This window comes from Spirosoma flavus (assembly GCF_054778555.1).
The window spans coordinates 15,243-41,818 of sequence record NZ_BAAGZL010000006.1 but is presented as its reverse complement, the minus strand read 5'-3'; the positions used below and the strand labels follow the sequence as shown (position 1 = coordinate 41,818).

20 protein-coding genes are annotated in these 26,576 nt (G+C 49.8%); 12 read left to right on the top strand and 8 right to left on the bottom strand.

All coding sequences use genetic code 11. The annotated features are described in order from the left end of the window. The first annotated feature begins 11 nt into the window (after positions 1-11). The 4 genes from ACYVF1_RS25655 (at position 12) to ACYVF1_RS25640 (ending at position 6,494) form a co-directional block, all read left to right on the top strand. The gene (locus ACYVF1_RS25655) at positions 12-2,009 is read left to right on the top strand and encodes a fibronectin type III domain-containing protein (RefSeq protein ID WP_461084340.1); all 1,998 of its coding nucleotides are present in this window, start codon (positions 12-14) and stop codon (positions 2,007-2,009) included. An 18-nt stretch (positions 2,010-2,027) separates the two neighbouring features. After that, complete coding sequence (locus ACYVF1_RS25650) at positions 2,028-5,156, top strand: fibronectin type III domain-containing protein (protein WP_461084339.1); 3,129 nt, start codon at positions 2,028-2,030, stop codon at positions 5,154-5,156. Further along, the gene (locus ACYVF1_RS25645; protein ID WP_461084337.1) at positions 5,153-5,593 is read left to right on the top strand and encodes a hypothetical protein; all 441 of its coding nucleotides are present in this window, start codon (positions 5,153-5,155) and stop codon (positions 5,591-5,593) included. The genes ACYVF1_RS25650 and ACYVF1_RS25645 overlap by 4 nt, the downstream gene beginning before the upstream one ends. Before the next feature lie 118 nt (positions 5,594-5,711). Then, entirely contained in the window at positions 5,712-6,494 is a 783-nt protein-coding gene (locus ACYVF1_RS25640) for a DUF2490 domain-containing protein (protein WP_461084335.1), read from the top strand. 26 nt (positions 6,495-6,520) lie between these two features. Here ACYVF1_RS25640 and ACYVF1_RS25635 read toward each other — a convergent pair whose 3' ends face one another. Both ACYVF1_RS25635 and ACYVF1_RS25630 read right to left on the bottom strand, forming a co-directional pair. Continuing rightward, complete coding sequence (locus tag ACYVF1_RS25635; protein ID WP_461084333.1) at positions 6,521-7,579, bottom strand: class I SAM-dependent methyltransferase; 1,059 nt, start codon at positions 7,577-7,579, stop codon at positions 6,521-6,523. A 111-nt stretch (positions 7,580-7,690) separates the two neighbouring features. Continuing rightward, positions 7,691-9,151: a Gfo/Idh/MocA family protein gene (locus ACYVF1_RS25630; protein WP_461084331.1), complete on the bottom strand. Its 1,461-nt coding sequence runs from the start codon at positions 9,149-9,151 to the stop codon at positions 7,691-7,693. 366 nt (positions 9,152-9,517) lie between these two features. Here ACYVF1_RS25630 and ACYVF1_RS25625 point away from each other — a divergent pair, with 366 nt between their 5' ends. Then, entirely contained in the window at positions 9,518-12,172 is a 2,655-nt protein-coding gene (locus tag ACYVF1_RS25625; RefSeq protein ID WP_461084329.1) for a S8 family peptidase, read from the top strand. 80 nt (positions 12,173-12,252) lie between these two features. Here the strand turns inward: ACYVF1_RS25625 and ACYVF1_RS25620 are convergent, their stop codons facing one another. Continuing rightward, positions 12,253-12,594 carry an RING finger protein gene (locus tag ACYVF1_RS25620; RefSeq protein ID WP_461084327.1) on the bottom strand — a complete coding sequence of 114 codons (342 nt, stop codon included), beginning with the start codon at positions 12,592-12,594 and terminating at the stop codon, positions 12,253-12,255. A gap of 251 nt (positions 12,595-12,845) precedes the next feature. Here ACYVF1_RS25620 and ACYVF1_RS25615 point away from each other — a divergent pair, with 251 nt between their 5' ends. Then, complete coding sequence (locus ACYVF1_RS25615) at positions 12,846-14,006, top strand: sensor histidine kinase (protein ID WP_461084325.1); 1,161 nt, start codon at positions 12,846-12,848, stop codon at positions 14,004-14,006. Positions 14,007-14,017: 11 nt separating this feature from the next. Beyond that, on the top strand, positions 14,018-14,764 hold the full coding sequence (locus ACYVF1_RS25610; RefSeq protein ID WP_461084323.1) for a LytR/AlgR family response regulator transcription factor: 747 nt from the start codon (positions 14,018-14,020) through the stop codon (positions 14,762-14,764). Between the two features lie 228 nt (positions 14,765-14,992). Here the strand turns inward: ACYVF1_RS25610 and ACYVF1_RS25605 are convergent, their stop codons facing one another. Beyond that, complete coding sequence (locus tag ACYVF1_RS25605; RefSeq protein ID WP_461084321.1) at positions 14,993-15,664, bottom strand: hemerythrin domain-containing protein; 672 nt, start codon at positions 15,662-15,664, stop codon at positions 14,993-14,995. A gap of 149 nt (positions 15,665-15,813) precedes the next feature. Continuing rightward, on the bottom strand, positions 15,814-16,206 hold the full coding sequence (locus ACYVF1_RS25600) for a RidA family protein (protein WP_461084319.1): 393 nt from the start codon (positions 16,204-16,206) through the stop codon (positions 15,814-15,816). A gap of 890 nt (positions 16,207-17,096) precedes the next feature. Between ACYVF1_RS25600 and ACYVF1_RS25595 the strand changes: the two genes are divergently transcribed. Then, a complete protein-coding gene (locus ACYVF1_RS25595; RefSeq protein ID WP_461084317.1) occupies positions 17,097-17,936 on the top strand; it encodes a ThuA domain-containing protein in 840 nt (279 codons plus the stop codon). 8 nt (positions 17,937-17,944) lie between these two features. Here the strand turns inward: ACYVF1_RS25595 and ACYVF1_RS25590 are convergent, their stop codons facing one another. Then, positions 17,945-18,952, bottom strand: coding sequence for an AraC family transcriptional regulator (locus ACYVF1_RS25590; protein ID WP_461084316.1), 1,008 nt, complete (start codon positions 18,950-18,952; stop codon positions 17,945-17,947). Positions 18,953-19,103: 151 nt separating this feature from the next. Between ACYVF1_RS25590 and ACYVF1_RS25585 the strand changes: the two genes are divergently transcribed. Continuing rightward, positions 19,104-19,643, top strand: a complete 540-nt coding sequence (locus ACYVF1_RS25585) for a nuclear transport factor 2 family protein (RefSeq protein ID WP_461084314.1) — start codon at positions 19,104-19,106, stop codon at positions 19,641-19,643. A gap of 61 nt (positions 19,644-19,704) precedes the next feature. Here the strand turns inward: ACYVF1_RS25585 and ACYVF1_RS25580 are convergent, their stop codons facing one another. Both ACYVF1_RS25580 and ACYVF1_RS25575 read right to left on the bottom strand, forming a co-directional pair. Further along, positions 19,705-21,360 (bottom strand): FAD-binding dehydrogenase, encoded by a 1,656-nt coding sequence (locus ACYVF1_RS25580; protein ID WP_461084312.1) that lies wholly within the window; start codon positions 21,358-21,360, stop codon positions 19,705-19,707. A gap of 19 nt (positions 21,361-21,379) precedes the next feature. Further along, a complete protein-coding gene (locus ACYVF1_RS25575; protein WP_461084310.1) occupies positions 21,380-22,753 on the bottom strand; it encodes a PrsW family glutamic-type intramembrane protease in 1,374 nt (457 codons plus the stop codon). A gap of 238 nt (positions 22,754-22,991) precedes the next feature. Between ACYVF1_RS25575 and ACYVF1_RS25570 the strand changes: the two genes are divergently transcribed. The 3 genes from ACYVF1_RS25570 (at position 22,992) to ACYVF1_RS25560 (ending at position 26,551) form a co-directional block, all read left to right on the top strand. Continuing rightward, complete coding sequence (locus tag ACYVF1_RS25570) at positions 22,992-24,533, top strand: YifB family Mg chelatase-like AAA ATPase (protein ID WP_461084308.1); 1,542 nt, start codon at positions 22,992-22,994, stop codon at positions 24,531-24,533. 210 nt (positions 24,534-24,743) lie between these two features. Next, positions 24,744-25,442, top strand: a complete 699-nt coding sequence (locus ACYVF1_RS25565) for an RNA ligase family protein (RefSeq protein WP_461084306.1) — start codon at positions 24,744-24,746, stop codon at positions 25,440-25,442. Beyond that, positions 25,439-26,551: an AAA family ATPase gene (locus ACYVF1_RS25560; RefSeq protein ID WP_461084304.1), complete on the top strand. Its 1,113-nt coding sequence runs from the start codon at positions 25,439-25,441 to the stop codon at positions 26,549-26,551. Before ACYVF1_RS25565 ends, ACYVF1_RS25560 begins: the two co-directional genes overlap by 4 nt. Positions 26,552-26,576 lie beyond the last annotated feature (25 nt).

Here is a 26,576-nt window from a genome sequence, read left to right as displayed (position 1 = left end):
TAGGTGATCTTATGAAAACGATTCTAATAAGTATACTACTGCTCATCTGGATCAGCTTATCATCCATTTGGGCCCAGAAGGCAACAACGGCCACCTCTACGAAAGCATTTGCTTCCGTTACGCCCGACGGTAAGGCCATACAGGTAAAGTGGCTCATTCTGTTACCTCAGAAAATTCAGTTTCATATTCTGCGCCGAAATGTCAGCGAAAAGACTTTCACACACCTGACTACGTCGCCCCTGCGTCCCATTGTTGCCGTTGACGCAAAAGCGTCACTCCTGGCGCAGGAAGGTCAGCGCAACTACCTGAAGACCATCCAGGCTCTGCCAAAACGTAACGAAGCTAAATTCTATCTAAAGCTCTTTGCTACAACAGTTTACGTAGATAATGCTTTTGCTCAGGCCGCTGGTATGTTTTTTCAGGATAACACAGCCATTCCTGGTCAAACCTACGTTTATGCCATCAACGCAGTCTATAATGGCAAGGAATATAATTGGGCACAGAGTTTACCCGTTCGGGCAGGAAATTATAAGCCAGAACCGGCCCCCGTTGGCCTGAAAATCACCCAGGAGGCCACTAGTCGGGTAGCATTGAACTGGCCCATCCTGCCAAACGTAATAGCCTATAATGTCTACCGTCGGCGTGGCACAGGTGGTACAGAAGAAAAAATCAACCGCCAGCCAGTGATCGGTATCGAAGCCGTGGGAGGTAAAACACCCGCTTCGCAGTTCACCGATACCGACAGTACGCTACGTATCGGCGAAACGTATTACTACCGCATTGCAGCCCTTGACCCGTTCGTGAATCCCGGCGAGTTCAGCCAGCCGGTGTGGCTCACTATCAAAGACATGGACCCGCCTGCCGGAGCTACGGCTCTGCACGGCCAGGTTGATAAAAAGAGTATTCGGCTGGGCTGGAAACCTTCGTCCTCGCGCGATTGCATTGGCTATCGGCTGTTCCGCAGTACGTCGATGGACAAGCCATATCAGCCCGTACTGCCCCGCTTGCTGGCCGCATCAGACACTACGTTCACCGACGAAACAGCCCATGAAGGCGAAACGTATTACTACTACCTGCGGGCTGAGGATCAGGCTGGTAATGGGGCTAATACGTTACCTGTTCAGGTTAGCCATCCTGATCTGACGCCACCCACATCGCCCACCGGCCTGGTGGCGCAAACCGATACGACCGGTCACGTGCGGTTGAGTTGGCGGGGAAATACTGAGCCAGACCTCGTCGGGTATTTCGTCTACCGCGGACTGACCCAGAAAGACGACAACTATGCACAGCTTCAACTGGCCCCGCATAAGCTGACCACTTTCCGCGATACGTTGCTCCGTAATAATCGCAACACCTTTTACTACCGCGTAACGGCGGTGGACAAGATGGGTAACGAAAGTAAGCCCGCACTGCTGACGGTACGTCTGCCCGACCATCGCCCCCCAACGGCTCCTCATCTGCAAACGCTAACAGCCATTGGCGATTCGGTGCAGGTGAACTGGCAGGCATCATCGTCGGAGGATGTGCGTATTTACCACGTACTGCGCCAAAATGTAAATGATACCAAACCAACGTTTCAGATTGTGGGCCGCACTTCCGCTAGCCGTTTTTCGGATCGAAACGTAGTAAACGGTACGTATCGCTACGCTGTGCAGGCCGTCGATAGCACTGGTAATTCGTCGGAGCCGTCAATACCGCGCCCGGTACAGGTTATTGGGAAAAGTGACCTTACAACGCCCGCCAACATCAACGTACAACTAGATGAACGCGGTAAACGACTGACCGTCAGTTGGAACCGTGCTTCACAGCCCAACGATTTTGTAGGTTACCGCGTGCTGGCCCGTGATGCTGGCGAAACCTTCCGGGCTGTTACACCACTGCTCAACGACTCGCGCGCCGTACTGACCGACTGGGAAACCGGCACTGATTATGAAATCGCAGTAGTGGCTGTGAGCCAGACGGGGCGGCAACTACGTAGCGAAATTGTCAAGGCGAAAGCCAATAACTAAGTCACACGTTCATCGACCATGATAAAGCACTTTCTTTTTGTTCTGCTGCCCATGTTTCTGCATTTGTCAGTATTAGGGCAATCCAACGCACCTACGAATCTGGTGGCTACAGCCCAGAACAGCACATCAATACGGCTTACCTGGACCGAAAATATTTCTAATGAGACCGGATTTGAAATTGAACGTAGCACCGATAATCGGACATTTTCTAAAATCGCTGATGTCAATGCAAATACTACCTCGTTCACGGTTACGGGGTTGTCGCCCGCTACACTTTATTACTTCCGGGCGCGGGCTAAATTCGCTACCGGCACTTCGAACTTCTCGAACGTAGCGTCTACCAGTACGTATAACATTCCTCCCGTTGTCAATAACCTGACTGCGACAACAAAAGGCACTACGTCGATTCAACTCGTCTGGACAGACGTTGTCAAGGAGGGCAGTTATTTTGTGGAACGCCGAACGGGGCAGTCGGGTAACTTTACACGCATCGCTACGTCGGGAGTTGGTTATACTGACAACAGCGTATCGCCGGGTACGGAATACTGCTATCGTGTGCAATACGATGCCAGTTATGAAACTGCGGGCTACTCCAACGTAGCATGCGCTACGACTCAGCAAGCTCCGCCAACATCACCCGCCCGACTTGCTGCACAAGCTGCATCGAGCAGTCAGATTAACCTGCAATGGGCAGATGTGAGCAATAACGAAACGGGTTTTCAAATCGAACGGACTAGCAGCGCTACGGCACAGTTTACAAAAATTGCCGATGTTGGAGCGAACGCCACTGCGTTTTCTGACCAAAATCTTTCGGCCAGCACACAATACTGTTACCGGGTTCGGGCAGTAAACGGCGCCGGAAATAGTGGCTATACAGACATTCAGTGCGCTACCACACAGGCACCTCCGCTCGGTGCTCCGCAGAATCTGGTTGCTACGGCTGCCTCAACTTCGCAGATTAACTTGTCGTGGACAGGTGTTGCCAATATCACCGGTTATCAGCTCGAACGTAGCCCCAACGGTAACGACAACTGGACTAAAATTGCTGACCTGGCTGGAAACACCACCAGTTATGAAGACAAAAACCTGTCGCCGAACACTCGTTACTACTACCGTATTCGAGCCATAATTTCTGGAACGGCTGTGATATCGGGGCCCTACTCGAACGTAGCGAATGCTCAGACGCCAGACACTCCGCCCGCAGCCCCCGCCCGTCTGACAGCTACTGCCGTCGCTTATAATCAAATCAATCTCCAATGGGCTGACCTGAGTAATAATGAAAGCGGATTTCAGGTCGAACGTAGCACCGACGGTTCGACTTTCTCTAAAATCGCAGATGTCGGCGCAAACGCAACCAGTTACGAAGACAAAAATCTGCAACCGCAGACGCGCTACTACTACCGAATCCGGGCCGTTAATGCTGCCGGACTGTCTGGATTTTCCAACGTAGCAGATGCCACTACACCTGTTGGCCCACCCGCAGCTCCGCAGAATCTGGTTGCTACGGCAGTGTCTACAACGCAGATTAACCTGACCTGGACACTTGTACCCAATGCAACGAACATTCTGATTGAACGTAGTCCCAACGGAAGCGACGGCTGGGCGCAGCTGGCGCAGTTAGGGGGTAACACCACTGGGTATGAAGACAAAAATCTAAGTCAGAATACGCGCTATTACTACCGGGTTCGGGCTACCAATACTAGCGGTAATGGCCAATTTAGCAACGTAGCGAATGCCATTACTCCCGACGCGCCACCCGCTGCCCCTGCCCGTCTGACGGCAGCAGCGGCATCGGCAACACAAATCAATCTGGCCTGGGCCGACTTATCTAACAATGAATCGGGTTTCGAAATAGAACGAAGTCCTGACGGAAATACAGGCTGGTCTAAAATTGCGGATGCGCCTGCAAACACTACGTCGTACCAAAACACTGGTTTGACGCCCAACACCCGCTATTTCTATCGCGTTCGAGCCTTGAACGCGGCTGGCCAGTCGGCGTATTCGAACGTAGCGGATGCAACTACGCCCGATGTGCCACCAACCGCTCCAGCGAATCTGTCTGTTGCACCCGGTTCTGCTACGCAAATCAACCTGACCTGGGTCGACCAATCCGCCAATGAAACCGGGTTTGAGGTTGAACGGGGAAATAGCCAAACGGGTACGTTTACCAAAATCGCTGATTTACCGGCTAACTCAACTACGTATCAGGATCAGGGATTGACGCCAGCGGCAACGTATTGCTACCGGATTCGGGCTAAAAATACCATCGGCGCATCGGCTTATTCCAACGTAGCGTGTTCGGCTACGCCCGACGTACCACCCGTGGCTCCGGCTCGTCTGACAGCTACGCCAGCATCGCCCTCGCAGATCAATCTGGCTTGGGCCGACCTGTCTGCGAACGAGAGTGGTTTTGAGGTTGAACAGAGCACTAACGCCACTGGTATGTTCACGAAAATCGCTACGTTGCCCGCAAATGCGACGACCTACGAAGTCAAAAACCTGACCGATGCCACGCAGTATTGCTTCCGGGTTCGGGCGGTGAATGCGGCTGGTCCATCGGCCTATACTGATCCCGCCTGCGCTACTACGCCTTTAGCACCACCGTCCACACCCGCTGGCTTGGTCGCAAAGGTGTTTGATTATGACCAGATTCAATTGAATTGGGCTGCCGTTTCGTCAAAAGCGGTGACGGTAAGTATTGAGCGGTCTACTAATCCGAACGGGCCATTTGTGGAAATCAAACAGGTTCCAGCCGCACAGGCCAATTACGTCGACCCAGGTTTGCAGGAGTTCACTACGTATTACTACCGGATTCGGGCCATCAATGCCGCCGGAAATTCGAACTATTCGAACGTAGCGTCGGCGCGGATTGAAGAAGTGGTCATTGGCGTGGAAGACGAATGGATTACGCAGACGCAGGTTTTTGTCGAAAATCGTACGCTTCAAATACGCACCGAATGGTATCGATCGGTTCCGGCGGAGGTGCAATTGCACAGTCTGGATGGTCGGGTGCAATTCAAAGATAGCCGTCGTGTGGGCGTAACCGATGCCTGGTCTTATTCACTGGCGCAGCCTGCATCGGGCATGTACGTACTTGCTATTGTGGCCGATGGACGGCTATTCACCAAACGTATCATACTACCATGAACAAACTAAATCTGCTCTTTTTGCTGCTCATCGGGCTGAGTAGCTGCCAACCTAAAACCGTCACGCCAATTACTGATCTTGTTAGTAAAATCTGGAAAGCCAACACCGTGAAAGAAGCTGACGTACTGGTTTATACGTTGGGGGCTACGTCGAATATCAAACCGGGCTATACCAATTTTCGACTCGACCTGAGTCAGCCAGGAAAAGCCGTTTTAAAAGATATAGATGGGAAAACTATAACCGGCACCTGGACCGTATCGACCGACAACAAACGCCTGATTCTATCGGACTTGGTTCCGAAGCCAACCAACACGGGTGGCATGATTGAGTACTATATTTTGTCGGAAGCTGACGGCGCGTCGCTCAATCTGGAACGTACCGCCGAAAGCCGTAAAACGGGTAATACCGTCAACCAATACGGTCTTGTGCCGGAGTGATTGGAAAGGCCCCGACAGCCGGAGCCTGTCGGGGCCTTAAGTTCTATTTTTGAACAGTAGCCTTGCCTAACCGATTAATCAGGAACGTAGCAATTACTACGTTGTTGGTTGATCTCATATGAAAAACAACTCGTTACGTAGTGCGGGGTTTATCATCGCTAGCTTGCTGTCGCTATACAGTTACGGGCAGGATGGGCGATTGGCTGATTATAACGCCATCGGTTGGTACGTCTACAACGGAGACCATAAGCTCACTCAGAAATGGGAACTCCATACCGAATATCAGTGGCGACGTATCAATTTCATCCAAAGCTGGCAACAGTCGCTGGCGCGGGTAGGACTGACTTACAACGTATCAGATAAGGTAAAACTGGCGGGTGGCTATACGAATTTGATTACGTATCCATTCGGTAATTATCCCCGCGCTGATCAGGGGGTACCGTATCCCGAACATCGGATTTACGAAGATGTGCAGTTTTCGGAGCAATACGGGCGAGTAAAATTGTCGCACCGTTTTCGGCTGGAACAACGATTTCTGGGAGAGTTGAGCGAAGAAAATCCCCGGAACGTCGCGAGTTGGGATTTTGCGAATCGGGCGCGTTACCAGATTTCGGGCGAGATTCCGCTGAAAGGAGCGCAAACTGACGATGGTAAACTTTATCTCAACTTTTTCGACGAACTGTTCATCGGATTCGGCCCGAACGTAGCGCAAAATATCTTCGATCAGAACCGAATTTCGGCCGGTATCGGCTATCAGATACGTAGCGATTTCCAGATAGAACTGAACTTCCTGAATCAGATTTACCAACAACCCGATCTGACCAACGGGAAAGCCGTGTTTGAGTACAACACTGGTTTCCGGCTAAACGTCAATTACAATCTGGATTTCGCTAAGAAGTAAACTAGCATCGTGCTGTCTGGGTCAGTTTACTTCTTAGCCACAACCATTGCCCGGCCCGGTATGGTTTGGTACCAAACTTCCTTGTAGGCAGTAAGTCCAGCTACTCGATACCACGTCTGAATTTCGGCGACGGAATAATTACCAGCGGTACTGCTTAGCCCGTAAAACAGATTCGTGCTACTACCCACCAGTTCGGGCGGGGCCGACATGTCGGGGCGGATAAACTCATTGATAATGAACAGCCCATTTGGACGTAGTGCCCTGGCAACTTTGTTTGTTACGTGCTGGTTCTCTTCGGGCGTGAAGTGATGCGCTACGTTCGACATAAGTATCAGATCGAACGCGTTTTCGCCGAAGTTGTCGGTCAGCGCATTGCCAACCTGATGTTGCACTCTACTGCCCATTTGCTGCTTCGCCAGCACCGGAGCGGCCTGTTCGATGGCTTGCGGTAGATCGAGTAACGTGGCCGTTAAATTCGGGTATTTTCGGCACAGCGCCACCGCATGATTTCCGTGCGAACCGCCGATGTCGAGCAACGTAGCAGCCTGACCGGAACGTATCGATTTAGGCAACGGAACCCGTCGGCCAAACTCCTGAATTTCGGCGTTGCTGGCCGCTACCATGCCCTGCTGGTAATAGTGCCACTGTTCGGGCGTGAACGTATCGTGGTACTGAATGCCTTTGCCGGTTTGGAGGTATTCGCCCAGATGATTCATCCAATCCCACGTAACGCGGTTATTAAATACAATCAGACCATGTACGGATCGCGGGTCGTCGATGAGGGCGAACCGGCGGGCCATACGTGTGAGTTTAAATCGCTCCTTCCGATACGTAAAATAACCCATCGCCGTTAGCAGCCCCATTACTTCGCCGAGCGCTTTCTCATTTAACTGAAGCGTTTCGTTAAGCTCGGCAAGTGTTTTGGCGCCGGAACGAGCCGCTTCGAAAATGCCTTTATCGGCCGCTTCGAGAACAGCTTTGGCCAGTACGGGCATAATCTGGGCGTGGAGTAGGGGAATGGGTACCAGATTAGTACGTAGCGCTATCCACTCAAGCAGATTTTCGGGCGTAACGGTAAGTTGCATAGGTCGTAAAAAGGGGCACGGTGATACGTTGAGTTTAGGATTTTACACCGCGTTGGCGGAAGCCATAAACTCAACGTATCACCGCGCCAATAGTTTTGCAGAACGTTTCTCCTATTGTTTGGCTACCGCCTTAGTAACCGTTGCTGGTTTCTTTTTCGGCGATTTCGCACCGGGAGCCGATGGGTTTTTCTGCGTCATGGTAACCGGGTCCCAATACACCACTTTCTGCTCGAAATAGCTTTCGTTACAGGCGAGTACAGGAGCGGCTGCCCGGAAACCGAACACCGGATCTTCAACCGTTCCCTGACTGCCTTTGCGCACGTTGTCAAAGAAATCGGCGAAGTGTTTGGAGTGGGCGTCGTCGTCTTTTGGGGCGTCGAATTTAATTTCCTGAGCCGGTTCTGCTTTGCGCGTATCGGGTGGATATTTCGCATCATACTGCCGCACAAATTCCTGCTGTACGGGCTCCGTGAACGTAAAGAAACTGTCATAGTTGCCATATCCGGGCGCAATAGGAAGTTTCTTTTTGGTCATAATGAGGTTGTTCTCCGAAAACTCAATCTGACCTTCGTTACCAATGATCCGCGTTACGTTGCTGATTTTGCCCGCATTCGCGAAGTTCACACGTAGCACCATCTGGAAAGCTTCGTGCTGATCGGTTTTGGGGTAATCCATGATGCACGACATCACATCCGGTACGTCGCGGCCGTCTTTCCAGTAGGCCAGATTGCCCGACGAGAAAATACGGGTTGGTCCCAACGTATTGGTTACGAAGTGAACACCGGTGATGAGGTGAATGAATAAATCGCCCGCTACGCCCGTGCCGTAATCTTTGTAGTTCCGCCAACGGAAAAAACGGGTAGCATCGAAGGGCCGTTTTGGTGCATCGCCGAGGAAACGGTCCCAGTCAAGGGTTGCGGTTGACGCATCGGGTGGGATGGAATATTGCCAGGCGCCAATAGCATTGAACCGGTCGTTGTTCGATTCGACGTAGTTGATGGCGCCAATTTCGCCTGCCTGCACCAGCCGTTTGGCTTCCTGAAACGCGGCACTACTGATTCGTTGGCTACCCACCTGCATGGTTTTACCCGACTTTTTCCAGGCGTCGATCACGGCTTTGCCTTCGTTGAGGTGCTGCACCATCGGTTTTTCGCAGTACACGTGCTTACCGGCTTTAAGAGCCGCAATGGTAATGTGATCGTGCCAGTGGTCGGGCGTAACGATGAGCACGGCATCGACATCAGACCGGTTCAGGATCTCGCGGTAATCGCGGGTGGTAAATAGATCTGTATTCTTGCCGTATTCTGATTTAGCGTGTTCCAGTCGGCCATTATACAAATCGGCGACGGCCACTAGTTCTACGTCGGGATTCCGTAGGGCAGCCCGCGTATCCATATTGCCCTGAATGCCCATACCGATGGTGGCGATACGTATTTTATCATTCGGACTGATTTTTTTCAGATTCGGAATATAGGCTGGTGCAGACACCAATGGTCGGGCCATGCCCTGAGTAGCCACCAGTGCTGAAACGCCTGACAGGCTTTTTATAAATGTACGTCTGTTTGAGGGCATAGGGCCATACGTTTTAGTAGATGAGCAGAATTGATTCCGATTGATTTCGTCTGTTCAGACTTCTTAACAAGAACGTAAAATCGAACGAAAACCTGTTTGTAAAAGCGCGTCGACACCCGGATTTACCTAATTGGCTAGTAGCGCAAATAATAATTGCCGAACGAATAAAATGTAACCGCTTTGGTAGACAAAGTATTGCGTTTGGGGGTGACCGATTATACAAAAGAATATGTGCTTGTTTCAGTTATTTTATATACTTTGCTCCCTTTAACACTAGCGTGCGAATGACCCCGGAAATCATGCGCTATGTTCCTATTTTTTCTTTCTTTTCTTAAGTTCATCTAAACAACTAACTCATTTTACACTATGTTAAAACAGCTACGAGTACACAGGACGATTGCTTTTACAGCTCTGCTGGCATTCGGCTTCTCCGTGCTTACCTATGCACAGCAAGATTTAAAACAGGCCGCCAGAAACGCTAAAGTATCAACATCTTTATTGACGGTTATCAACAATGGAGGAAACCTTGTTGCGGAATCTGACAAAGATGGGATACAGCGTATGAATCTGTTTACGACAGATGGTGATAAGATTGCCATTGATGCCGTAGCCAATGCAGATGGAGGAGAGCTTCTCCAGGCTTTACAGGGAATGGGGCTTCAGCAGGGAACAGTAAGTAAGCAACGGGTATCGGGTTTTCTGCCTATCAGTCAACTGGGTAACTTGAAAAACGTTACGTCGCTGAGATTTGCTCGCCCTTCCTATCGGCCAAAGCATAACGTTGGCTCAGTAACCTCCGAAGGCGATTTGGCAATGCGGGCTTCCGTGGCTCGTACTACGTATGGCGTGAGCGGAGCAGGTGTTAAGGTTGGCATCCTGTCTGATTCCTATAACGCTCGTGGAGGAGCAGCCGCTGGTGTCGCATCAGGCGATCTGCCCGCAGCTGGCGTAGAAGTCCTGTCCGATTTGACAGGCTCCAGCCTTATTGATGAAGGGCGCGCTATGGCTGAGTTGGTGCATGATATAGCGCCAGGATCGCCCATTGCCTTTCATACTGCATTTGTATCAGAAACGGATTTTGCCCAGGGTATCCGTGATTTGGCAGCCGCTGGTTGTAAAATAATTACCGACGATGTCAGTTATTTTGCTGAGCCTTTCTTTCAGGATGGCGTTATCGCTCAGGCTATTGACGACGTAGTGAATAACAATGGCGTTACGTATTTCTCGTCTGCCGGTAACTCGGCCCGTCAATCCTACCAAAGTACGTATAGCCCTGGCCCGGCAACTGTATTTACTGGCTACAGTAACGGAGCACGACCCGCCCATAATTTTGGAGGAGGGGATCTTCGCCAAACTTTCCGATTAGGACCAAACGGACAGTCAATGATTCTTAGTTTTCAATGGGATGATCCGTTTTTCTCAGTTAGTGGTGGTGCGGGTGCGCAGACAGACATGGATATCCTCGTTTTTATTGGAGGAACGTATCGGGGGAACCTATCAGGTATTGAAGAAAATACAGGTTTAGACCCAGTCGAGTTGATTGGCATTGTCAATAATGGAACGTCGGCAGTTGATATTGAACTGGTGCTGGTCAAATGGTCAGGTCCGGATCCAAACATTGTAAAATGGGTCAATTTCGATAGTCAGGTTTCGGTAGAATATGACACCAAAAGTTCAACGGCTGTTGGGCATACCAACTCTACCCGTTGCATTAGTGTAGGAGCTGCGCCCTACTACAATACGCCCGCTTATAACAATAACCTGACTACGGCTGTCATTGAACCATTTTCATCGGCCGGGGGCGTTCCTACTTATTTCACCACAACGGGCACTCGATTGCCCGCTCCTGTAACGCGGCCTAAGCCTGAGATAACTGCCGTAGATGGAACCAACACAACATTTTTCTATTCTGATTCGAGCGTAGACCCCGACACATATCCGAACTTTTTCGGTACGTCGGCCGCTGCTCCGCACGCAGCGGCTGTGGCTGCTTTGATGAAAGAAAAAGTACCTTCCATTACACCGGCTGCTATCCTGTCTGCCCTGCAAAACACGGCCCTGGATATGAATGATCCGTCTACGCCAGGGTTCGACACAGGCTTTGATTATGGCACGGGTTTTGGCTTTATTCAGGCCAACCGCGCTCTTGAAGCGATAACCGATACGCCACCGCCAGCGGGTGTTTTCTCGATTACGGGCGTAACCACCGTCAGTTGTACAAACGTCAGCCCTGGTCGGCGCGCGTTGGTGTTCAACCCGACATATAGCAGTTCTAACGGCCAGCCGATTAGTTTCTCGGTTGTCAATGAAATGTTGCCAACCACCAATTCTGGCCCTTATTCGCTGACCTTATATACCGATAATCCGGTTATTGTGCTGAGCGCAGAACAAAGTGGGGCGCAATCTACGTTCAATTACAACTGGCTGGGTGCCTGCGGAGGCAATCCAACTCCTCCACCCGCTCCGATCGGATTTGCTATTGTAGGCGCTACGTTGTTTAGCTGTAATCCTGCCGGACCAAACTCTAAAGCAATCAGCTTTACGCCCCAGTATAGTGGAACGAACGGTCAGCCGATTAGTTTCTCGGTTGCGAATGAAATGCTGCCCACGACGGCATCAGGCCCATATTCATTAACGCTGTATACTGATAACCCGGTTATTACGTTGAAAGCTATTCAACAGGGCACGCCAGATCAGGGTAGCTATAGCTTTAACTGGCTGGCGGCTTGTGGTAGCCAGACATCGGGAGCGCGTGTAAGTGCTGAGTTGAACCTGGCGGTACGTGTGCTGGGCAATCCCGTAGCTGGCGAAGTGGCCGAAGTAGAAATTTCGGGTGCCGCTGGTGGACCCGTTAGCCTGAATCTGGTCAACACACAAGGCCGCGTGCTTCACAAGCATACCATCAGCGAAGCCGCTTCGGTTGAGCGGGTACGTATACCAATCAGCGGTAGTAAAGAATTGCTGATGCTGAACGTCAGCACGCCATCCGAACGTAAAACCATCAAGCTGATGAAGCAGTAATTGATTCACTACCAACGTAGTAAAACACCAAAGCCCAGACGCAAATCTGGGCTTTGGTGTTTTATGTTTGGGGCAGGCTGCTACTTTCCATCTAGCTGAACCGCCACCCATTGGCGCTCGGTTGGCATTTTGTGCGTAGCATTCCAGACAAACATGGCCTGTTCGAGGGCCGCGTTGAGTTGTCGTTTAACACGGGCGCGGGCTATGTTCAGGCGACAATTCAGGGTTTCCTGATAAATCAATGTCTGATTTTCACTATAAAACCGAACTGTGCATTGCTTGCTTTTAGGCTGGCTTTCGATAACCCAGAATCCGTCGCGGGGTAGTAGCGGTTCGTCGACTTTACGAGCTTGTGTGGTGAACGTAGCAAACGTCAGGAGGAAGGCCGTCAGGGCCAGGCGAATTGTTGAGGTAGTTTTCATTGTATTTGTGTTTTTTGAGGTGGTATTTGTTCATTACCGGGTCAAATGTATAAGCCTACGCAATTGATTGCCAGGATAATCGCCCATTGGTACGTAGCAGCCAGCAGACAGCAGTAAATTGTCGACAAACGGCTGTTCGGCGGTGGATTCAGTTGTTCGGCGATGGTCTCGTGCTGTTTGTCGATAAAGAGGCCGGTTAATAGGCAAACCCGCCCTGTTTAGCTATTTTCGGGTGGGTAATCGCCGAATGTATGCAACATCTGAACAAAGAATTTGTCTTCTCCAATCAGCCCCGCTATCGGTTGGCCAGGCATGGTTTGTTCTGGCTGGCCTGGATGCTGTTTTTTGCCCTAACGTATGGTTTCTTACCAGCGAGTTCCTTAATGCGGCAGGGCATCGACTGGCCAATGGCTTTCCTGCGTGGATTTGGCTGGGCAGCCATTGATGCTACGTTGTTTATGCCTGCCCACGCTTTTTTTACGTATAGCATTGCGTACTGGCTGGTACCGACGTTTCTGCTGAAAGACCGCTACGTATGGGCGGTGCCGGTTATTTTGGGACTGATGGTATTGACTGCCTTTTTTTCGGCTATGCTGACCACATTCGTCGTCGACCCTATGCACATCTGTCTGGGGTTGCGCCCATCCGGAAATAGTTTCTTTTTTGCTATGATGGCGGGCATGCGGGGGGCATTGACCATTGGTGGTTTTGGGGGGGCTGTCAAACTAGCGAAAGCCTGGTATTTGAAACAGGAAGCTTACCAGCAGATTGATCGGGAAAAATTGCAGGCCGAGTTGCAGTTACTGAAATCGCAGATTCACCCGCATTTTCTGTTCAATACGTTAAATAATCTGTATGCGCTTACGCTGCATAAATCTGACCGCTCGCCCGCTATCGTGCTGAAACTCTCGGAGTTGCTGAGTTATATGCTGTATGAATGCAATGCTGCGGAAGTGCCGCTTCAGAAAGAGATTACGTTTATGCGGAATTACATTGGGCTGGAACAAATCCGGTATGGCGAACGACTGGATATGTCGGTCAATATAACAGGCGACTATGGCAATAAACAGATTGCGCCTTTGCTGCTTATACCGTTTCTGGAGAATGCATTCAAGCACGGAGCCAGCGAACAACTGGAGCAAGCCTGGATGCATATCGATCTATTAGTGCAGGATAATACGTTGAAATTCAAGGTTATAAATAGCTGCGAGTTGACCGATTCTGGCGATGCGCCCGTTGGTGGTATTGGCTTGCAGAACGTAACAAAACGTCTGCAATTGTTATACCCGAATCGGCATGAACTACGTATCGTGACAGAACCGGAAACATTTATGGTCACGCTCACGCTGGAACTGGCTGCTACGATGGAACCGTTACGTTTGCCAGTAAATGAACTAATTGAAGCTGCTTAATCGAAATTTGTATGCCGCTACGTTGCCTGCTTGTTGATGACGAACCCCCGGCGCTGGCGGTCATTGAGTCGCACATAAACAGCATTGATAATCTGGAAATTGTAGGTAAATGCCACAACGCCATTCAGGCATTTAGCGTGTTGCAGGCAACACCCGTGGATTTGATGTTTCTGGACATTAAGATGCCGAAACTGCTGGGTACCGATTTTGTCCGGAGCCTGCGTAATCCGCCTAAGATCATTTTTACGACGGCCTACCGCGACTATGCGCTGGATGGCTTCGAACTCGACGTAGTGGATTATCTGCTAAAACCCATTTCGTTCGAGCGTTTTCTGCGCGCTATTTCCAAAGTTATGCGGGTTGATACGTTATCTGTATCGCCTAATTCAGTAGAATTGCCCGTAATTTCTGCTGAAAACCAAGTTGCTACGTCAGAGAACACCTTTCTATATTTTCGGGTCGACCGGAAAATGGTGAAGGTGTTTCTGCACGATATTCAATACGTAGAAAGCCTGAAAGATTACGTTAAAATCGTTACGTCGCAGGGGCGGCCATTGGTGGTAAAACAAAGCATCAGTTCGCTGGAAGAAATGCTGCCCGAAACGAGTTTCCTGCGCATCCATCGTTCGTTTATCGTGGCCGTCGATAAAATCGCTGCATATACGCCCAGCTACGTTGATGTTGCCGGCCAGGAGTTACCCATCGGCCGGCTGTATCATAAAGAAGTTGGCCGCGTATTGAAAATTGGAATGGAGTGAAATTGCTTCTGTTAAAACGATTTACCACTCCCAACGTTTTAGAAATCAAATAGTTGCGACTGGTAAGTCATTTTAGCAGGGTCTATGCGTTACTCATTGCCCCACCAATGCTGGGAGCGGGCTGCTGGCCGTTTAGGACGAACAGCTTTTTGTGTGCGAATTTTTTTAAACAGGCGTTTCATAGACTTATACATTTTTTCAGGTCAACGTTACCGAATTAGCCGGCGATTAAACCAGAGCCAATGCTTCTTCTACTTTGGACAGGCGGTTAGCTGGCAGTTCTTCGGTAGCCATTTGCAGAAAATTGTTGAATACTTCTGCCGGAGCGCCCTGCTTCACGCCTGACAACCACCCGATTACTTCTGGATCGCTGATCGAGCGCATCATCCAGCGACTCTCTACCATCAGCGTCTGAATGGGAATGGAATGTATAATTTGTTCTTCCATCTGAAAAATCTCGCCATCCGTGTAATGCTTCCAGAGCAGGTCGATCAACACCGTCTCCTCTTTATTCATGTGATAGAGATTAAACGCAATAAACTCGTTGAAAGCCAGTAAAATACGTTGTCCAATTGCGCCTTTTTGTGCTGCGTCGGTAGCCTGCCGCCATTCCTGAATAGAAGCAAACAGGGTTTGGGTCAGCTGATGGTCTACATCGTGGTCTTTCTCCAGCTCGTCAATAAGTTGAGCATCGTGTTTACGGATGTGTGGCAGAATAAACTGATCCTCATTTTCGGCATGTTCGTCGAAGAAATGTAATGCCTGCTCCAGTTGATCGATGGTAGCAATCGCTTCGGATGACGTGAAATCGGTTTGTTGTAAACGAATGGCCGTATCGTAGAGCATGCCCCGCAGGCCTTTATGAATCTGATTGAAAACGTTATAGCGTTGGTCTTGCATTGGTATTTGTCTGATTTAAAAGTGATTTACGTAGTGATTGTTGACGTACCTGAGCAGGTATAGCGGTTGTTCGAGGTTGAGATTGCTTGCTTGCGCACAAAGAACAGAGTGCGCATCGGGAGCAGCGTTTCGTTTCCATTGCTTCGGATTTATTTAACAGCCGTGGCTTCGATTTCGACCATCAACTCCGGAAATGCGAGCGCTTTTACTTCGGTCAACGTGCTGGAAGGAGCACAGTTATTAGCGCTCAACCGGCCGATTACCTGACCATAATTCGCAAAGAATTGCTCAATGGATGTCGTGTATATGTTAAGCCGAACGACATTTTCCAGCGAGTAGCCAGCCTGTTGCAGAACTGCTTCCAGATTGTCGAAACTCAGGCTGATTTGTTCGCCCATGTCGGCATTTATGGGTTGTCCTTCGGCAGTCATGGCCGCTTGCCCAGCGCAGTACAACGTATGAGTTGCCTGGGCCACTTCTACGGCCTGAGAATAGCCAAGCTGATTTTGCCATTCCCAGGGGTTGATTACTGATTTTGTCATGAGTATTGTTGTTGAATTGGGCTGTGAACCCGGATTAAAAAAGAGGTAAAAACTTATTGACGGTTAGTAAAGGCAATACCCGTCTGATTGGCGCGTGCCGCCGATTCGGTCTTTATAGAGTCAAGCGTTATCGACGTATAATAGTCGTATTCTCCGTTTCAGGCATCGCATACGAGGAGGTGTTCGCCGGTGGGTGTATACCGCCGAATGTATCGGAAGCAGAAATCACAAGCCTACGGCTCGAGAGAAGTAGGAAAGTAGCGGCAAACGTGTGAACGGTTCGTTGTGTGTTCATTGCATTGTTCGTGTCTGTATTTGACAATGCAAAGGTGGCTCGTGCCTCGAACGGTTTCAACGATGAATGGGCCGGGTTGACAGAAGCAACGTATCAACCGTAAAAAGTGGGCATTGATCCGTATATTCTCTGTTTTTGGGGAATTACCTACTCTAAAAAGCTTTAATTCAATATTAATCCGTTCACTCTTAAAGATTAAACAAAATGAAGCGCTACGTTCTGGCTAACCGTAACAGACATCAATAAAAGGATAGTTGTTGAAGACGTTTGGGATTTGATACGGCGATTTGCGGGGCGCAGATACCAGAAACCAACGGTTAACCGAGCAAACATTAACCGAGAAATCCACTACTGGAACGTATCACCCGAAGTGTTGAATCAATTCAGCTGAATGGAATCTTACTGACGATTCCAGTAAGATTAATACGATGATACGCTTTGAAATGGATAAGGAGACGATCTGTCTAGTACGCAATCCGGATAAGTTACGCCACGTAGCGATAAAATACGCCAGCACCTATTTTCGACGTAGCAAACGTAGTATGTGCATACCTATTAATGCTTTGGCAACGTAACAATCACTTACGTTATACCCATGTACGAAGCCCGCCGACGATACATTTATCTCGTTGTTTTCGCTATAATTGGCCTGATTGTCAATGTTCAGGCGCAGAATAAGAATCCTAAATTCAAGGTTATTGCGTTTTATACGGCGCAGAACGACCGGGCACATATCAGCTACGTTCACGAAGCCAATCGGTGGTTTCCGAAGATGGGCGAGCAGTATGGATTTGCCTATGACTCAACCAATAACTGGAATAACCTGAACACCGATTTCCTGAAGAACTACCAGGTTGTTATTTTCCTGGATACCCGCCCCGAAGAACCTGCACAGCGGGAAGCGTTCCAGAAATACATGGAAAATGGAGGGGGATGGCTGGGCTGCCATTTCGCCGGATTTGCGCTGACGCCATCGAAATATCCGCAAAACTGGGACTGGTATCACAATGAATTTCTGGGTTCGGGCTCCTACAAAAGCAATACGTGGCGACCAACATCGGCTATTCTTCGCGTCGAAGACCGAAAACATCCGGTTATGAAGCAGATACCCGTTACGTTCAAAACGGCTCCGAACGAATGGTATCGGTGGACCAACGACTTACGCAACAATCCAGATATTACCGTTCTCGCGTCCATCGACTCGACCAGTTTTCCCCTCGGAACGGGCCCAAAACCCCACGAAATCTGGCACAGTGGCGATTATCCGGTAGTCTGGACGAATAAAAAATACCGAATGCTCTACGTCAACATGGGTCACAACGATATTGATTATGAGGGCAAAACCAACAAAGAACTTTCCTTTACGTTCGAAAATGAAACGCAGAATAAGTTAATGATTAATGCGCTGCTGTGGCTTGGGAGTCATAAAAAGTAAATCACTGCTTAAGCTTTTCGATACGTTACTGGTGCCGCGCCCGTCCAGCGTTTAAACGCGCGGCTGAAAGCGCTAAGCTCATTGTAGCCTAATAAATAGGAAATTTCCTTAAGCGGATATTGCCCAGATTTCAGATACGTCATGGCCAGCGATTTCCGGACAGAATCTGCCAGTTGCTGATACGTAACGCCCTCGTCCTGAAGTTTTCGCTGGAGGCTACGAGCGCTGGTGTTGAAATTAGCCGCCATTCCTTCCAGGGTTGGAATTCCCAGATAAGCGTTTGTAATCAGGTAGTTTTCGATACGTTCTTTTAGCGACGGCTCGGCATCGGCCGGTATACTCAACGCCGTGGCCTGTTGTACCAGAAATTGCTGCATATCATAGTTAGCTGTCAAGATCGGTACGTTCCAGTAGCGCCCTGCGAATGTTAACTGATAGGTATCGTCGCTTCGGCTGGGCGTGCTACGTAGCACGCGAGCGTATTCCGACTCATTTTCCGCTACGTAGGGTAGGTAAACGGCTTCCGGTTTTAGCTTGGTCAGCACCAGTCCATCAACTTCATGAAGTACAAACACCATGGCCAGATCTAGCATTTGTTGCAGGGCAAAAGGTGCTTCGGCCGCCTGGTTGGGGTAGGGGATAAATCGAACAGTAAACGCATCATGTCCCTTTGATACGTCCATATCAAACAGATTGGTTAACAGTTGAATAAAGTCAGCAGCTTGCGTGAGGGCATCCCCAACGGTCTGGCTTGTCTGAACAATTTGTCCTACGATTCCCAAAGCCGCTAGTTGCAGCGATTCACCAAAATGCAGCCCAAAAAGTGGGTCGTTACTAAGCTTACTGGCGTGTAGCCAAAGGTCATCAAATTGCTGGAGTGTAATGGATGATACGTTACGTTGCTTAATTCCCTCCCAATCAAGTCCCGAAAGTTGGCAAAGTTGCTCCGGCGATAGGTCGCGCTGGGCAGCGTAGCTAAGCAGTGTACCGATAAAGCGTAGTTGGAAATCGTCCATGACAGTAGTTTTTACGAAGGTAAACGGAATACGCCACACGTGTCATAGACTGGCGTGAAATGGTAAGCGATTGGCGGATTGAGGTAAGATCCAGCCCGATTGTCAGCCCTAGTTTTGCAGCAGTCAAACACTGATAATCAATTGAAATGCTATGAAAAAGCCCACAATTACTACGTTGTTTTCGGCCCTCGCCGTATCGGCTCTACTTGTATCTGCTACGTCCGCAAAAGCCCAAAGTCTTACCTCAATGTCAAACAAAACCAATTTATCAACCATGAATGCATCTAGTGTAATGATCGATCAACCTGCCCAAGTCATTAAAACTTTCCTGACCGCCGTACAAAAGGGCGACTTTCCAACCGCAACGGCATTGATTGATCCGAAGATTCAGTGGAACCAGCCCGGTACGAATCGTTTTTCGGGGCTTAAAAAGTCAAACGATGCGGTTGTGCACATGGTGGGCGGTATGATTCAGGCATCGTCGCAAACCTTAAGTCTTGCCGATATCAAACAACTGACTATCAATGGTAATAAAGTCGCCTGTGTGGTTCGTTGGAAAGCCGTGATGCCCGGTGGCGGTGTGCTGGATGTGCACAACATCGATGTGTACACGGTCGAAAATGGCAAAATCGTTGAAGCGACGATTTACTCAGAAGATATCGCTCAAGAAGATGAGTTCTGGGGGAAATAGAATAAACTCCAGCCTAAATCACTTCCTTCCGGCGAGTGATTTAGGCTGGAGTTCACTGCTTTCAAATTGCTTCTGCCGCAGCCCTGCCCGCCACGCGACCAGAGAAAATACAACCTCCCAGAAATGTTCCTTCCAGCGCGCGATAGCCGTGCATGCCGCCACCGCCAAAACCAGCCACTTCACCGGCTGCATACAGGCCAGGAATCGGTTCACCGGTAGCGTTCAGAACGCGGGCTGAGAGATCTGTTTGCAGACCGCCCAGTGTTTTACGGGTCAAAATATGTAAGCGAACGGCGATGAGCGGCCCCGCTTTAGGGTCGAGAATAGGATGCGGTTTCGCCGTTCGGATAAGCTTGTCGCCGAGATAGTTACGTGCCCCACGAATGGCCGTGATTTGGGCGTCTTTGCAGAACGGATTGCTCAACTGACGATCACGGGCTATAATTTCACGTTCCAACGTAGTGAGATCAATGAGCGGCTCGCCTGCTAGTTCATTCATACCTGCAACGAGGTTGGCGAGGTTGTTTTTTATAACGAAATCGACCCCGTTCTGCTTAAATGCTTCTACGGGGGCAGGTGCATTTTTGCCAACAGCTCTACCCATTACCTGCCGCCAGCTTTTTCCTGTTAAATCTGGATTCTGTTCAGAGCCAGAAAGTGCAAATTCTTTACGAATGATGCTCTGATTCAAGACAAACCAGGAATAATCGTAGCCTGTTTTCCGAAGATGTTCGAGCGTGCCCAACGTATCGAAACCCGGAAATAACGGCACTGGCAGTCGATTTCCCCGTGCATCGAACCACATCGACGAAGGTCCGGGTAAAATGCGAATCCCGTGTTGTTTCCAGATGGGCGCCCAGTTTTGTATGCCTTCGGTGTAATGCCACATCCGGTCGCGGTTGATCAGGTTGGCTCCGGCAGTTTCGGAAATCCCCAACATTCGTCCATCTACGTGCTCCGGCACACCCGACAGCATGTGCTTAGGCGGCTCTCCCAGACGATCAGGCCAATTCTGACGTACCAGTTCATGATTCGCGCCAATACCACCCGACGTAATAATAACAGCCTGAGCACGTAGCGAGAAATTTCCAACAACAGTCCGCGAGCTTCGTTCTCCCCGATTTACGTTACTCGGTTCCAGAATATCGCCTTCAATTCCCTCAATAACGCCGTTTTTTGTTATCAACTCATTGACCCGATGACGGAATTTCAGCGTAATCAATCCTTTCTTTACTGCTTCCCGAACGCGAAATTCAAAGGGAGCCAGCACGCCTGGCCCTGTGCCCCACGTAACATGAAAGCGCGGCACCGAATTTCCGTGACCGATAGCTCCGTACCCACCGCGCTCGGCCCAACCGACAATCGGAAAGAAACGAACGCCCTGCTGATGAAGCCAACTACGTTTTTCGCCAGCGGCAAATGCTACGTAGGCTTCTGCCCATTTTCGGGGCCAGTGATCTTCTGGGCGGTCAAAGGCGGCTGTGCCCATCCAGTCGGCCAGAGCTAGGTCGTAAGAATCCCGGATTTTGAGTCGACGTTGCTCCGGCGTATCGACCAGAAACAATCCTCCAAACGACCAGAATGCCTGTCCGCCCAAATTCTGCTCCGGCTCCTGATCAACCACAGTGACACGTTTACCCGCATCGGCCAATTCAGCAGCGGCTACTAGACCGGCCAAACCAGCGCCCACAATCAATACGTCAGTATCCGTTTGCATAAAAGTTTTGGCAACAGTTTTAGGGCGTAGCATCAACAGGAGTTGCTGCCTGTAGTACGGCCTCCTGCGCCTTTTTAATCTGCTTCAAACCACTCTGAATAGTACCCAATACCATAATCCAGGCAATCGTACCGAGTATCAATTGTTTGGTTGGAATAAACCAGATTACCGGGAAAATGGGGAAATCGAAGGGTGAATTCCAGACCATATGGAGCAGCATTACGGCAATGAACGTCCGCAGAAAGCGAGGATCTTTCAGCATATCCCAGTCAAAGTTGCGTTCGCCTTTCACGCGCCAGATAGCCGCTGCCGTAATGGCCGTCCAGACGACATGACTGAATGGAGCCAATACACCCCGTAGAAAAATATTACTGATCGCCGGCCCGAAGCCACCCTGCAGGAGCACCACAAATGCGTAGCCCGCCGATTCAAAAGCAGCAAAACCTGTTCCAACGGCCGCTCCAAACAACAATCCGTTCAGAATCCAGTGGTACTGATTTTTGTTGCGCATCAGCATCAGCACCGCCAGCAACTTACCCGATTCCTCCACAATACCCGCACTCGAAGCGCCTAGAAACGTACCCAAAAAGGCAGTATTGCTGAAAAAAAACAGGGAAATAAACAGCGATACCATGCCGCCCAAAAACAACAGTTTAATGGTTTGATAGAGGGAAATATTCTGTGGAGCATTCATTTCCCAGAAAAAAATCAGGCTGGCGAATGGTACCGCAAATGAGCCAACGAAGATCAGTCCGGGAATCAGTAATACGTTGTTGAACTGATTCACTGCTATGTATAACGCAATGAATAACAGGACCGCACTGCCACCAAACCGGAGAAAAAGCCAGGGCTGAGGCCAATGCGAAGCAATTGTACCGACAACGGGCGTTGTTGCACGTGTTCCTACTGTAAATGCACTCTCGATATCTTCATCCGTACGTTGTTCGCCGATTTTGGCAAAGATACTTTTCAGACTGAAATCGCTGTCCAACGTATCGACGCCCGTTAACGTACTGATCCGGTTGACCGAGCTTGAAAAATCGAGATTAGCGAAGGGGTTACCAGAACTTGAATTGGTTGAGTCGGATGCGATACGAAGTCGCCAATGCGAAGAACCGATACGTAGATCAGCCGCCGGATTGAGTTCTCCCGTTGTTACGTTACGTCCGTTTAATTCAACCGATTCGGCATCAATCGTCTGAAAATAAATATGTTGTCCGTCGTATAAAATGGATAAGTGCCGGTCAGCCGTTTGCGGATCAGTTAATGGAATATTTGACCCCGGATTACGTCCAAGTATCAAACGGGTTTGCGGAAGTAATATAGCTGTTCGCCCCTCGTCGGGCCCACTGATGCATTCAAAAACAGGTTGCCGATTTAACGTAGTGGTCATTGGGCGGAAGGGTTTGTTTTCATTCGAAAATAAGCAGAATGTTAATATACACCGTACACCTACGTAGCAATTCAACTGTCAACTTATTAATACCTGGGACAATGGTTACAAAACCTTCCTGACTACGTATATTTGATAGTACAATTTGCCACTTAAAACTGGTTGACGAATTACCTTTTATCAATTACTCGTCTATAGCTTTGTCAGCTAGTTTCTTTTTCTTTTATCGAACCCGTTTATGTTAGCCAAAACCTTTGGCGCTGCCGTTTATGGCGTAAATGCGAGCATTATTACTATTGAAGTCATCGTAGGTCAGGGGCTTCATTTCAATATGGTTGGTCTACCCGATAGCGCTGTTAAAGAGAGTGAGCAGCGAGTCGAAGCTTCTCTCAAGTTCTTTGGCTACAAAATGCCCCGTCAGAAAGTCGTGGTCAATCTGGCGCCAGCCGACATTCGCAAAGAGGGTTCGGCGTATGATTTGCCCATTGCTCTTTGCGTATTGCAGGCATCTGAGCAAATAAACACCCAGCGCAGCCTTGAAGACTATGTAATTATGGGAGAACTGGCTCTCGATGGTACGTTACGTCCTATCAAGGGTGTTCTGCCGATAGCTATTGAGGCACGAAAACAGGGTTATAAAGGGTTTATTCTTCCGCTCGAAAATGCGCAGGAAGCGGCCATTGTGAACAATCTGGACGTAATTGGCGTAGCGAACATGCAGGATGCGGTCGAGTTTTTCGAAGGAAAAAAAGACATTACGCCTTTGGTGAGCGACACCCGTGATTTGTTTCTATCGCAGGTAAATGCGTACGATGCCGATTTCTCACACGTTCAGGGGCAGGAAAACATTAAACGGGCTCTGGAAATTGCCGCTGCCGGTGGGCATAACGTTATTATGATCGGTCCGCCGGGCGCGGGCAAAACCATGCTGGCCAAGCGATTACCCAGCATTCTGCCCCCGCTTACGTTGCAGGAAGCGCTGGAAACCACAAAAATTCATTCGGTAGCAGGCAAGCTTGGCACACGAGCTAATCTGATGGCTACTCGTCCGTACCGGGCACCGCACCACACCATTTCCGACGCGGCTTTGGTGGGTGGTGGCAGTTTTCCGCAACCAGGCGAAATATCGTTAGCGCACAACGGCGTACTCTTTTTGGATGAGTTACCCGAGTTTAAACGGTCGGCGTTGGAGGTAATGCGCCAGCCGCTCGAAGATCGGAAAGTGAGTATTTCGCGGGCTAAATGGGCCGTGGAGTTCCCGGCAAGTTTTATGCTCATTGCCAGCATGAACCCCTGTCCTTGTGGCTACTACAATCACCCCGAAAAAGAATGCGTTTGCGGCCCTGGCGTGGTGCAGAAATACCTGGCTAAAATCAGCGGACCCCTCCTCGACCGTATTGACTTGCACGTGGAAGTAACCCCCGTATCATTCGACCAAATGACCTCCAACCGACCCGCCGAACCCAGCGAAGTCATCCGGGAGCGCGTCATTCGGGCGCGGGAACGTCAAACCGCCCGTTTTACCGATCAACCGGGAATTTATTGCAATGCCATGATGCCGTCGCAAATGGTAAAAGAAGTGTGCGCCATTAACGACGCCGGTCGCGCATTACTCAAAACTGCTATGACCCGTCTGGGTTTATCAGCCCGCGCCTACGACCGAATTCTCAAAGTGGCACGTACCATCGCCGACCTGGCAACCAGCGATGAAATCAAAATCGAGCACCTGGCCGAGGCCATTCAATACCGGAGTCTGGACCGGGAGAATTGGGCAGGTTGAAGCCTCGCTGGTAGTTATTCGGGAACGATATGCGTAGCAGGAACAGAATTAGTGAACGGTAGATATTTCGCTAACTTTGCGCAACGTGAAAGCATAAAGCACACGCAAAATTATTTGAAAAGCCATGTAATACGTATCGACACTGCCTATTGCTGAAGAGACTTCTCCCCGAAGTCCTTGTGTCTATTGTATTACCTAAATTTTCTAAACATGGCTTTATCAACCAAGTACGGGCGAACGTACCATTACCCGTTTTCGCCCGGCACCACCAGCGACGATCGTATCAATCATGACTACGCATCAGATTTGTCACGTATCAACGTATTGATTCATACCGAAAAATTGGACGGTGAAAACAACTGTCTGAGTCGTCACGGCGTTTTTGCGCGCTCGCACGTAGCACCCACTACGTCGCCCTGGACCAGTGCGCTACGTCAGCGTTGGGAACAGATTCGGCATGAACTGGGCGATCTGGAAATCTTTGGCGAAAACCTGTTTGCCATTCACTCCATCCGCTACGAACGGCTCGAAAACCATTTTTTCGTCTTCGCCGTCCGAGAGCATGATACGTGGCTATCTTGGGAAGAAACGCAGTTTTACGCTAACCTGCTCGATTTTCCAACCGTACCTGAACTAGGAAAATCGACCGCTCCTTTGCAAACCGAAACGATTAAAGCAGAGATACTTTCATGGGCTAGTCAGCCCAGCCGATTTGGCTCTGTCGATACGTCCACCGGTACAACCTGCACTATGGAAGGTGTAGTTTCGCGAGACGTAGGATCGTATGCAGTAACGGAGTTTCCGCATCGCGTATTTAAGTATGTTCGTAAGGGGCATGTCCAGACAGATGAGCACTGGACACGTACCTGGAAACGCGCGCCATTGGCGTGGGAAAGGAGGAACGTATGAACTGGCAATTAACCAAACGTACCGACTGGCCCGATTTGCTACGTCAATTTGATTTTGTGCGCGACATGGTTGGTGTTCCGCAAGATCCGATCCATCACGCCGAAGGGGACGTAGCAACGCATACCCGCATGGTGCTCGATGCGCTAACGTCATTACCTGGTTATCAAGCCCTATCGCCTGACGAACAGGCTATTTTATGGGCAGCCGCACTCCTGCACGACGTCGAAAAGCGCTCGACTACCGTGTTGGAAGATGACGGACGTATTACGTCGAGAGGACATGCCAAGAAAGGCGAACATACCGCCCGGCTGCTGTTGTATGACACCATACCAACGCCGTTTTTTCAGCGCGAAGCAGTGGCTAAACTCGTACGCCATCATGGACTACCGCTTTGGGTTTTTGAAAAAGAAAACCCTCGCCAAACGTTGTTAAAGGCCAGTCTGGAAGTGAATACGTCCTGGCTGGCGCTTCTGGCTCGTGCCGACGTGTTGGGACGTATCTGCCATGATCAGGCCGAGTTACTGTATCGAATTGATTTGTTTGAGGAGTTCTGTCGTGAACAGAATTGCTACGGAAAACCGTATCCGTTTGCCTCAGACCTGACCCGATTTCAGTATTTCCGGCGCGACGACGTAGCGCCCGATTTTCCGTTGTTTGATGAAACGAAAACGACGGTCGTTTTAATGATCGGTTTACCGGGTGTAGGTAAGGATTTTCATATTCTGGCAAACTATCGCGATTGGCCTGTGGTCAGTCTGGATGGTTACCGGCGCCAACTCGGTATTGACCCAACTGACCGAAGGGGTACCGGCCGGGTCGTGCAAATGGCTAAAGAACAGGCGCGAGCGTATTTGCGCAATCAGCAGTCGTTTGTTTGGAACGCTACTAATATTAGTCGAAATCTGCGCGCTCAGCTAATCGACTTATTCGTTACGTACCGGGCGCGGGTAAAACTGGTTTATGTAGAGGTTCCAAACGCGCGTCGCGCTGAACAGAATGCGAATCGGAAATATCCCGTACCCGAACCGGCCGTTAGTCGAATGCTGGAAAAGTTGGATGTGCCTGCCCTCTGGGAAGCGCATGAAGTAGTTTACGCCGTTGAGGAGTAAGTTCATAAAGCAGTTAGGCCAAGTC